The organism is Stenotrophomonas sp. Sm10, from assembly GCF_030985515.1.
Classification (GTDB): Bacteria; Pseudomonadota; Gammaproteobacteria; order Xanthomonadales; family Xanthomonadaceae; genus Stenotrophomonas; species Stenotrophomonas hibiscicola.
This window is the reverse complement of the sequence record NZ_JAPTFO010000109.1, coordinates 1-10,224: the sequence shown is the minus strand read 5'-3', so window position 1 is coordinate 10,224 and position 10,224 is coordinate 1. Positions and strand designations below refer to the sequence as shown.

Below are 10,224 nucleotides of genomic sequence, written 5' to 3'. Positions count from 1 at the left end.
GGCCCGGCGCTACCACCGCGCATTCTGGTAGCGCCGGGCCATGCCCGGCGACGCGTCGGGTCAGGCCTTCTTGCGCTCGGCGATGTAGGCCTGGATCTGCTGTTCCAGCACCGGCAGCGGCACCGAGCCCTGCTTGAGCAGGGTGTCGTGGAAGCCCTTGATGTCGAACTTGTCGCCCAGCTCCTTCTCCGCCTGCGCACGCAGGCGCACGATGGCGATCTCGCCCAGCTTGTAGCTCAGCGCCTGGCCCGGCCAGGAAATGTAGCGATCCACTTCGGTGGTCACTTCATGCTCGCTCAGCGCGGTGTGGTCACGCAGGTAGGCCAATGCCTGCTCGCGGGTCCAGCCCTTGCTGTGCACGCCGGTGTCGATCACCAAGCGCGCAGCACGCCACATCTCGTAGGTCAGGCGGCCGAAATCCTCGTACGGGGTTTCATAGATGCCCATTTCCACGCCCAGCTTCTCGCAGTACAGCGCCCAGCCTTCGCCATAGGCGGAGATGTAGGCGTTGCGGCGGAACTCGGGCAGGTTCTTCTGCTCGGCGGCGATCGCGCCCTGCAGCGAATGGCCCGGATCGGATTCATGCAGGGTCAGCGCCGGCAGGTTGTACAGCGGGCGCGACGGCAGGTTGTAGGTGTTGAGCCAGTAGGTACCCATGCCACCGCGGCCGGCCGTCCAGAACGGTGCAATGTCCGGCGGCACCGGCACGATGGTGAAGCGGGCGCGTGGCAGCGTCATGTACTTGCCAAGCTGGCCATCGGCGCGCTTGGAGATCCACGCGGCACGCGACAGCAGCTCCTCCGGCGTCTTGGCGTAGAACTGCGGGTCGGTACGCAGGAAGGTCAGGAACTCGGCGAAGCTGCCCTTGAACTTCACCTGCCTGATGATGTCGTTCATCTCCTTCTGGATGCGTGCGACTTCCTCCAGGCCGATGCGATGGATCTCGTCCGGCGACAGGTCCAGCGTGGTGTACTCGTGGATCTGCTGCCGGTAGTACGCCTTGCCATCGGGCATCGCTTCGGCGGCCAGGGTGGTGCGCGCCTGCGGCACGTACTCGTTGACGAAGAAGGTGCGCAGCTGCTGGAACGCCGGCACCACCTTGCCGCTGATCGCCGCGCGCGCCTGCGCCTGCAGCCTGGTCTGCTCGGCGGCCGGGATGGTGCTGGGCAGTTTCTTGAACGGCGCGTACAGCGGCGATTCGGTCGGGTCCTTCAGCTCGGCGACGGTGGCGATGGACACTTCGCGGCCATCCAGCACCGCGCGCGGCACGCTGAAACCACGCTTCAGGCCAGCGCGCATGTTCTCGGTCTGCTGGCCGAAGTAGCGCGGCACGTCGTTCAGCCGTGCGATGTAGTTCTGGTAGTCCTGCACGGTCTTCATCTCGCGCCGGGCCATGAAGGACAGGTTGGACCAGAACGAGGAATCGGCGTTGAACGGCATTTCGTAGCCGCGCAGGCGCGTCTCTTCGGCCAGGTTGAACACCTGGTCGTGGTAAATCGCGTAGTTGACCTGGTTGTCCGGCGACAGGGTCTTCGGGTCGATCTTCTTCAGTGCGGCCAGGGTCTCGTCCCACACCTTCAGGCGTGCCTGCTGCGCGGCCGGGCCGACGTCAGGCATGCGGGTGGCGTTGGCCGGAGCGTCCTCGTCCTCGCTGGCCTCGCCACCTCCCTGCTGGCGCCACTTCCACTCCTTCTCGTACAGCGCGCGGAAGGCGGCGTCGGCGGGCGATTCGGCGGCCACGCTGGCCGGTGCGGCGGTGGCGGCGGGTGTGGCCACGGCCACGGCGGGGGCGGACAGGGCGAGCAGCAGGGCAACAGCAAGACGGGTTTTCACGAGCACAGGTTCCCGGGAAGGCAGACCCCGATGATGGCACCGCCCACGGCTCATGGCATGGGACGAAGGTCCTGCCTGCGCAGCAGGCAGGACCGGGAACCGCCCGCAGGCCGGGGCCCCAGCGCCGCAGGCGCGTGGTAGAGCCGACTGTCAGTCGGCTGCTCTTCCGCCACATGCAGCAAAGCCCGCGCTCCGCGCGAAAGTCGACTGACAGTCGACGCTACCCATGGCAGGCATCCCGCAGGCCTCAGTGGCTGGCCTTGTCGCGCTTCCAGCCGCGGTGCTTGATGTCCAGGTGCAGGCTGTACAGCGCGGTGAACGCCGGGAACAGGTTCTGCAGCACACCCACCGAGTCCTGCTTGGCCGAGAACAGGAAGTAGCTCAGCGTCATCAGGCTGCCGATCACGCTCATGTACCAGAACAGGCGCGGGATGACGGGCTTGCCAGCGCGCTTGGAGGCGATGAACTGGACCAGCCAGCGGCCGCCGAACATCAGTGCGCCGGTGTAACCGATCAGCTTCCAGCCGGTTACATGCAGGCCGGTCCAGTACAGCCAGGTCAAGGGCTGATCCAGCCAGTGAAGCTCCAGATCCATCAGCGCTCCTCCACCGCGGTGCGCTTGCTTCGGGTGATAAGCCAGGCCACGCCACGCAGATCGCGGATGCCGACCAGCGCGCGGCCGAGGTTGTTGTACTTGGACACACCGGCGGTACGGTGGCGGTGGTTGACCGGCACGCTGGTGGTCTTCCAGCCGGCGCGCTGCATCAGCGCCGGCAGGTAGCGGTGCATGTGGTCGAAATACGGCAGGTCGAGGAACGCGCTGCGTTCGAACAGCTTGATGCCGCAACCGGTGTCGGGGGTGTCGTCGCGCAGCATGCGCGCACGGATGGCATTGGCCCAGCGACTGGCCCAGCGCTTGCTGCTGCTGTCCTGCCGGTTGACGCGCCAACCGGCGAACAGCTTCACCTGCGCGTCGGCGGCGTCGCGTGCGGCGAGCAGCTTGGGAATATCGGCCGGATCGTTCTGGCCATCGCCATCCAGGGTCGCGATCCACGGCGCCCGCGCATGCTTGACGCCGGTGCGCACCGCCGTGCTCTGCCCGCTCTGGTTCACATGGTGCAGCACGCGCAGTTCCGGGGTGGTTGCCTTCAGCCCCTGCAGCACCGCCAAGGTGTCATCACGCGAGTGGTCGTCGATGTAGACGATCTCGAACGGCAGTCGGCCACGCAGCGCAGCGGTGATTTCGGCGACCAGCGGGGCAACATTGTTGCGCTCGTTGAACACCGGGACGACAACGGAAAGCTCGGGTTGGCTCATAAGGCACTCGGCCAAAGGGGGGACAAAGACCGCGCATTCTCCGAAACCGAGGTTATCCGAAGATGAACCCGGCGGCGTGAGGATCCGTCCTCAGGCGCGATCGCCAAAATACTCGCGGCACCACAGCACCACAGGCGGCAGGCCTTGTTCGATCGGGGTCACCGCATCGAAGCCGAAAGCGTCATGTGCGCGCCGGGTATCGGCCATCGTGCGCACCATGTCGCCCGGCTGCATGGGCTTGTAGACCTTCTGCGCAGGGCGGCCGGCCGCCTGCTCGATCACGCTGATGAAGCGCTCCAGCTCGACCGGCGTATGGTTGCCGAGGTTGAACACCCGGTGCGGCACCGGGCCGTCGGCCGGATGCGCGAGGGCGCCGAGGATACCGGACACGATGTCGGAGACATGTGTGAAATCGCGCTGCATACGGCCTTCGTTGAACACGTCGATCGGCCGACCGGCCAGCACCGCGCGCGAGAACAGCAGCGGTGCCATGTCCGGCCGGCCCCACGGGCCATACACGGTGAAGAATCGCAGCCCGGTGGCATGCAGGCCGTACAGCTGTGCGTAGGTGTAGGCCATCAGCTCGTTGGCCGCCTTGGTCGCCGCGTACAGCGAGCGCGGCTGGTCCACGCGCTGGTCCTCGGAGAACGGCGGCGTGGCCGAGTCGCCATACACCGAACTGCTGGAGGCATACACCAGGTGCTGCACGCCACGGTGGCGGCACAGCTCGAGCATGTTGACGAAGCCGACCAGGTTGCTATCGACGTAGGCCTGCGGGTTTTCCAGCGAATAGCGCACGCCGGCCTGTGCAGCCAGATGGATCACGGCGGTCGGCTTCACTTCGTCGAACAGCGCGGCCAGGCCTTCGTTATCGGTCAGGTCCAGCGTGCGCAGGTCCAGCGCCGGGCACAGCGCGGCCACGCGGTCACGCTTGATCTGCGGGTCGTAGTAATCGTTGAAGTTGTCCAGACCGACCACGGCCTGGCCGGCCTCCAGCAGCGCGCGGGCGGTGTAGGCACCGATGAAGCCGGCAGCGCCGGTAAGCAGGATGGTCATCGCGGGTCTCGATCAAAGCACCCCGCTGCCATCGGCGTGGCCGACGTCGCGGGGATGCGTCGGCCGGCGTGATGTGGCGCCGGGTTCAGCCCTGGCGCGTACGCAGCTTTTCCAGCACGCCGTCCAGGGTGTCCAGATCGGTGTAGTGGATGATCAGCTTGCCCTTGCCGCCACGGCCGTGGTTGATCGCCACCTTGGCACCCAGCGCTTCGGACAGTTCGGTTTCCAGCGAGGCGATGTCGGCCTGCTGCACCTTCGGCGTCGCCACCGGGCGGTTGCTCGGCACCTTGCCGGCGGCGAAGGCCTGCGCACGGCGCTCGACCTCGCGCACCGACCAGCCTTCATCGGCCGCTTCCTGCGCCAGCTTGCCGGCCAGCTCGGGAGCCAGGGTCAGCAGCGCGCGGGCGTGGCCCATTTCCAGGCGGCGGGTTTCCAGCAGCAGCCGGATCGCCACCGGCAGCTCCAGCAGGCGCAGCAGGTTGGACACCGCCGCGCGCGAGCGGCCGACGGCCTCGGCGGCCTCGGCATGGGTCAGGGTGAACTCGCTGATCAGGCGCTGCAGCGCCTCGGCTTCTTCCAGCGGGTTGAGGTCTTCGCGCTGGATGTTCTCGATCAGCGCCATCGCGATGACGGTGCGGTCTTCCAGCTCGCGCACCACCACCGGCACTTCGTCCAGGCCGGCCAGCTGCGATGCGCGCCAACGGCGTTCACCGGCGACGATTTCGTAGTTGCCCGCCGGCAGCTGGCGCACCAGGATCGGCTGGATCACGCCCTGCGACTTGATCGAGTCGGCCAGCTCGGACAGCTTGCCCTCGTCCATCTCGCGGCGCGGCTGGTACTTGCCCGGCTGCAGCTGGCCGACCGGCAACTTGCGCAGCACTTCACCCGGCAGCGGCTCGATCACCGCGGTGGTGGCCTGCACCTGGCTGACCGCGCCCTTCGGGCCCAGCAGCGCGTCCAGGCCACGGCCGAGGCCTCGCTTCTTGGCTGCCGGCTTGCTGCTGGTCATCAGACGGTCTCCACGGCCTTGCCGGCCTTGTTGCGTTCGTTGTTGCGGCGGATGATCTCGCCGGCCAGGCCCAGGTAGGCCACGCCACCGCGCGAGGCGCGGTCGTAGCCGACGATGCTCTGGCCATGGCTGGGTGCCTCGGCCAGGCGCACGTTGCGCGGCACGATGGTGCGGAACACGCGGTCGCCGAAGTGCTCGGTGAGCTCGGCCGAGACCGCATTGGCCAGGTTGTTGCGCACGTCGAACATGGTGCGCAGCACGCCTTCGATCTCCAGCGCGGGGTTCAGGCTGGTGCGCAGCGCTTCGATGGTTTCCACCAGCGCGCTCAGGCCTTCCAGTGCGTAGTACTCGCACTGCATCGGCACGATCACCGAATCGGCGGCGGCCAGCGCGTTGAGCGTTAGCAGCGACAGCGCCGGCGGGCAATCGATCAGGATGTAGTCGTACTCGTCGCGGATCGGCGCCAGCGCGCGCTTCAGCCGCTGCTCGCGCTCGCTCTGGCCCATCAGCTGGATCTCGGCGGCGGTCAGGTCGATGTTGCCCGGCAGCAGGTCGTAGCCTTCGGCGGTCTGCACGCGCACATCGGCGGCGCTGTTCTCGCCCAGCAGCAGATCGCAGGTGGAGGCCGCCAGCTCACGCTTGTCCACGCCGCTGCCCATGGTCGCGTTGCCCTGCGAGTCCAGGTCGACCAACAGCACGCGCTTGGGTGCGTTGGCCAGGGAAGCGGCCAGGTTGACGGCGGTCGTGGTCTTGCCGACGCCACCCTTCTGGTTGGCGATGGCGATGATGCGGGCCATGCGGGTGTGCCTCGTCGACGGATGGTTGGGACCGGTCATTATGCGTACAACCGGCCCCTTGCGGAAATCGTGGATCGCCAACCCGTTGTTCCACAAAGGGCTGGCGGCGGGAATCAGGGACCTGTAACGGTGACCAGGTGGCGTTCGCCGGCCAGGCCGGGCACGCTCAGCGGGGTCACCTCACGCACCTGCCAGCCAGCCGGCAGTTCCGCGATCTCCTCATGCGGGTAGACGCCCTTCATGGCCAGCAGCACGCCGCCGGGCCGCAGCAGGTGGCCACCGACGCGGACGATGCCGGCCAGGGTGTCCATCGCGCGGGCGGTCAGCTGGTCGTAACGGCCGGCCTCGTCCAGCGCCTCGGCGCGCGATTCGGCCACGCGGGCATTGCCCAGGCCGAGCTGGCGCACGGCCTCGCGCATGAAGCGCGCCTTCTTGCCGTTGCTCTCGACCAGGGTGACCTGCAGGCCCGGGCAGGCGATCGCCAGCGGGATGCCCGGCAACCCGGGACCGGTACCGAGGTCGGCCAGGCTGCCATCAGCCACGAACGGCTGCATCGCCAGCGAATCGAGCAGGTGGCGGGTAACCATCTCCTGCGGGTCGCGGATGGCGGTGAGGTTGTAGGTGCCGTTCCAGCGGTGCAGCAGGGCCAGGTAGCGCAGCAGCGGCGGCGCCAGCGCGGCGTCCAGGCCCATGCTGGCCAGGCCCTGTTCCAGCGTGGCAGCCACGCTGGCGGGAAGTGGGTGTTCGCTCATGCCGCCATTATCGCCGGTTTTGCGCGCTGATTCCCCGCTTCAGTGCGGATACCAGGCCAACGCCGCACGGAACTGGCCGCTGGCCTGCCATTCGTGCAGGTGCCAGCGCGCGGCCTCGCCCAGTTCCAGGTCGCACCAGCGCAGGTGCAGGGCGCCATCGGCCCCCGGCGCCAGCTGCAGGCGGTGCAGGCCGAACGAGATGCCCTGGCCGTGCGCCTTCAGGATCGCCTCCTTGACGCACCACACGCGGAAGAACCAGTGCTCGCGGTCGGCCTCGTCCAGGCGTTCCAGCCAGGCCACCTCCTGCGGGTGGAAGAAGCGCCGCACGATTTCCAGAAGACGCGGCCGCGGCCGCAGCAGTTCCAGGTCCACGCCCAGCCGCACGCCTTCGCCCAGCGCCACCAGCAGCACCTCACCGCTGTGGCTCCAGCCGGTCCCGTAGTGGGCCAACGGGCCGCTCAGCTCCGGCCGGCCCTTGTCGTCACGGACCAGTGGCAGCGTCTGCGGATCGGTGCCCAGCGCCTGCGCCAGTACCTGCCGGGCCTGCGGTTCACCGCGCTGGCCCGGCACGTGCGGGCAGCGCCAGACCGTCACCGGGCCGAAGCGCCAGGGGCCGTCGAGGGTGGCTGGCAGGCTCATCCGCACGCGCCCATCACGCAATTGCACGACGGGTTCACAGCCGTGCGCGTCAACTGGTCACAGTTCCCCACCGGAGGTTCGATCATGGGCATCATCATCTGGCTGATCGTCGGCGGCATCGTAGGCTGGCTGGCCAGCATCATCATGAAGCGCGATGCCCAGCAGGGCATCATCCTCAACATCGTGGTCGGCATCGTCGGCGCGCTGATTTCCGGCTGGCTGTTCGGCGGTGGCATCAACGAAGCGATCACCATCCGCACCTTCCTGTTCTCTCTGATCGGTGCGGTGATCCTGCTGGCGATCGTCAACCTGTTCACCCGCAAGAGCATACGGTGATCTGGGGGGTAGCGCCGGGCCAGGCCCGGCGCTACCTCAACTCAAACCAACTGCACCCAGGCCGGCGCATGGTCACTCGGGCGTTCCCAGGTGCGCGGCTCGCGGTCGATGCCCGAAGCCACCGCACCGCTCTTCAGTGCATCGGAAACCAGGGTCAGGTCGATGCGCAGGCCCAGGTTGCGGCGGAAGCCGGCGGCGCGGTAATCCCACCAGCTGAAGGTACCCGCCTCGTCGTTGTGCAGGCGGAAGCCATCGTGCAGCCCCAGCTGCAGCAGCTTGTTCAATGCACCGCGCTCGGCGGTGGAGGTCAGGATGTGGTTGTCGTTCCACACCTCCGGGTCGTGCACGTCGCGTGCGTCCGGGGCAATGTTGAAGTCCCCCATCACGATCAGCTTCGGGTGCCGCTGCAGTTCCTGCGCGATCCACGCGTGCACCGCGTCCAGCCAGCGCAGCTTGTACTCGTACTTGTCGGTGCCGATGTCCTGGCCATTGACTACGTACAGGTTGATCACCCGCAGGTCGCCGAAGGTACCGGCAATGACGCGCTTCTGTTCGTCCTCGAAGCCGGGAATGCCGATCTGCACGTCCTGCGCCGGCTCACGCGACAGCAGCGCCACGCCGTTGTAGGTCTTCTGGCCGGCGAACACGCTGCGGTAGCCCGCGGCGATCAGCGCCGAATCGGGGAACTTGTGGTCCTCCAGCTTGGTTTCCTGGATGCCGACGATGTCCGGGCCGAACTCCCTGAGCCACTGCTCCAGGTGCGGCAGACGAACATTGAGCGAATTGACGTTCCACGAGGCGATCTTCATGCGGGCATTCTACCCGGGTGGCCGGGATGGGGCTCGGGCCGGATTCCCGTGTAGAGCCGAGCCCACGCTCGGCTGCATTGATCGGCACCCAGCCAGGAGCAGCCGAGCGTGGGCTCGGCTCTACAGAAGAATCGGGCCGGGCCCTGATTCAGCAGAGCCACGCCCTGCCTGGGTTCACCGCAGCAGCAGCTTCAACAACCCCGCAATCTTCGAATACGGCGGCCGCAACCGGTCACTGGCCGCCCAGCGCGACTGCCAGAGCACTGGCAGCCGCTTGCTCATGGCATCGAACCCGGCCCGGCCGTGGTAGGCACCCATGCCGCTGGCGCCCACCCCGCCAAACGGCAGGCCATCGGCGGCGAAGTGCAACAGCGTGTCATTCACCGTCACCCCACCGGCCACCACCTGGCCGAGGATGCGCTCCACCGTCGCGCGGTCGTGGCTGAAGGGATACAGCGCCAGCGGCCGGTCACGGGACAGCACGTCGGCCAGCGCCGCCTCCAGATCCGGATAGGCCCGCACCGGCAGGATCGGCCCGAAGATCTCCTCGCGCATCAGGTCCAGGTCGTCCGGCGGGTCCAGCACCACGGTCGGCACCAGCAGGCGCTCGCGGTCGGCGCGCGCGTCATCCACCTGCGCCAGCGGAATCACCGGCACGCCGCGTTGCCGCGCCTGTGCCAGATAGCCCTGCAGGCGCCGGTACTGGCCTTCATTGATGATGCGGGTGTAGTCGTCGGCATCGCTGAAGCCGCCATAGCGCTCGCGCACCTGCTGCTGCAGCGCCTGTACGAACTCGCGCTGGCGCGCGGTGTCGATCAGCACGTAATCCGGCGCAATGCAGGTCTGCCCGGCGTTGAACCATTTCCCGGTGGCGAGCCGCGCGGCGGCTTTGTCCAGCGGGAAATCGCGGCAGACGATCGCCGGCGACTTGCCGCCCAGTTCCAGCGTGACCGGCACCAGATGCTCGGCGGCGGCGGCCATCACCTTACGGCCAACGGCCGTCGAGCCGGTGAACAGCAGATGGTCCAACGGCAGCGACGACACCGCCGCAGCCACGTCCGCCCCACCCTGCACCACCGCCACGCGCTCGGGCGGGAACACGCTGGCCAGCAGATCGGCCAGGAACGCGCTGGTGCGCGGCGTGTGTTCGGAGGGCTTCAACAGCACGTGGTTGCCAGCGGCGATGGCGGTGGCCAGCGGCACGAGTGCCAGCGTGACCGGATAGTTCCAGGGCGAGATGACCCCGACCACGCCCAGCGGCGTCGGCCGCAACTGCGCGCGCGCCGGCCACAGTTTCCATCCCGCCGATGCCCGCTGCGGTTTCGACCAGCGCCGCAGGTGGCGGCGCAGGTGGTCGATGGCCGACAGCACACTCATGCCATCGGCCAGCTTCGATTCAACGTGGGCGCGATGGCCGAAGTCTTCGGCGATGGCCGTGGCCATTTCGTCCAGGCGTGGCTTCAGCGCTTCGCGGAGGCGATGCAGGTCTTTCTCGCGCTGGTTCAGCGACGGGCGCCTCGACTGCCAGGCGCTGCGCAGGGTGTGCAGGAGGGCGGGAAGGTCGGCTGGGGCGGTGGTGGTCATGGGCCGACTATACGGGGTGCCGCGCATCGCCATGGTAGTGCCGGCCGCTGGCCGGCAATGGGTTCATGTCTGCGGAGATTCATGGGGTTGCC

General features: G+C 67.8%; 11 protein-coding genes. 1 reads left to right on the top strand and 10 read right to left on the bottom strand.

Features of this window, described 5'->3' with window-relative positions; genetic code table 11:
• Nucleotides 1-60 precede the first annotated feature (60 nt).
• From O0J15_RS19360 to O0J15_RS19325, 8 genes are all read right to left on the bottom strand, one after another.
• On the bottom strand, nt 61-1,833 hold the full coding sequence (locus O0J15_RS19360; RefSeq protein WP_308306133.1) for a DUF885 family protein: 1,773 nt from the start codon (nt 1,831-1,833) through the stop codon (nt 61-63).
• Nucleotides 1,834-2,080: 247 nt separating this feature from the next.
• Complete coding sequence (locus tag O0J15_RS19355) at nt 2,081-2,428, bottom strand: lipid-A-disaccharide synthase N-terminal domain-containing protein (protein WP_058979230.1); 348 nt, start codon at nt 2,426-2,428, stop codon at nt 2,081-2,083.
• A complete protein-coding gene (locus O0J15_RS19350) occupies nt 2,428-3,150 on the bottom strand; it encodes a glycosyltransferase family 2 protein (RefSeq protein WP_308306132.1) in 723 nt (240 codons plus the stop codon). Before O0J15_RS19350 ends, O0J15_RS19355 begins: the two co-directional genes overlap by 1 nt.
• Before the next feature lie 90 nt (nt 3,151-3,240).
• A complete protein-coding gene (locus O0J15_RS19345) occupies nt 3,241-4,206 on the bottom strand; it encodes an NAD-dependent epimerase/dehydratase family protein (RefSeq protein WP_019661750.1) in 966 nt (321 codons plus the stop codon).
• A gap of 85 nt (nt 4,207-4,291) precedes the next feature.
• Complete coding sequence (locus O0J15_RS19340; protein ID WP_005411652.1) at nt 4,292-5,215, bottom strand: ParB/RepB/Spo0J family partition protein; 924 nt, start codon at nt 5,213-5,215, stop codon at nt 4,292-4,294.
• Nucleotides 5,215-6,012 (bottom strand): ParA family protein, encoded by a 798-nt coding sequence (locus O0J15_RS19335; RefSeq protein WP_019661751.1) that lies wholly within the window; start codon nt 6,010-6,012, stop codon nt 5,215-5,217. Before O0J15_RS19335 ends, O0J15_RS19340 begins: the two co-directional genes overlap by 1 nt.
• A 113-nt stretch (nt 6,013-6,125) precedes the next feature.
• Nucleotides 6,126-6,764 (bottom strand): 16S rRNA (guanine(527)-N(7))-methyltransferase RsmG, encoded by a 639-nt coding sequence (gene rsmG, locus O0J15_RS19330; RefSeq protein WP_012481632.1) that lies wholly within the window; start codon nt 6,762-6,764, stop codon nt 6,126-6,128.
• A gap of 39 nt (nt 6,765-6,803) precedes the next feature.
• On the bottom strand, nt 6,804-7,403 hold the full coding sequence (locus O0J15_RS19325) for a 4'-phosphopantetheinyl transferase superfamily protein (RefSeq protein WP_019661752.1): 600 nt from the start codon (nt 7,401-7,403) through the stop codon (nt 6,804-6,806).
• An 84-nt stretch (nt 7,404-7,487) separates the two neighbouring features.
• Between O0J15_RS19325 and O0J15_RS19320 the strand changes: the two genes are divergently transcribed.
• Nucleotides 7,488-7,739, top strand: a complete 252-nt coding sequence (locus O0J15_RS19320; RefSeq protein WP_005411656.1) for a GlsB/YeaQ/YmgE family stress response membrane protein — start codon at nt 7,488-7,490, stop codon at nt 7,737-7,739.
• Between the two features lie 41 nt (nt 7,740-7,780).
• On the opposite strand, the gene xth is transcribed toward O0J15_RS19320, so the two are convergent.
• Nucleotides 7,781-8,548 carry an exodeoxyribonuclease III gene (gene xth, locus O0J15_RS19315; protein ID WP_308306131.1) on the bottom strand — a complete coding sequence of 256 codons (768 nt, stop codon included), beginning with the start codon at nt 8,546-8,548 and terminating at the stop codon, nt 7,781-7,783.
• Between the two features lie 174 nt (nt 8,549-8,722).
• The gene (locus tag O0J15_RS19310) at nt 8,723-10,132 is read right to left on the bottom strand and encodes a coniferyl aldehyde dehydrogenase (RefSeq protein WP_308306130.1); all 1,410 of its coding nucleotides are present in this window, start codon (nt 10,130-10,132) and stop codon (nt 8,723-8,725) included.
• Nucleotides 10,133-10,224: the final 92 nt, after the last annotated feature.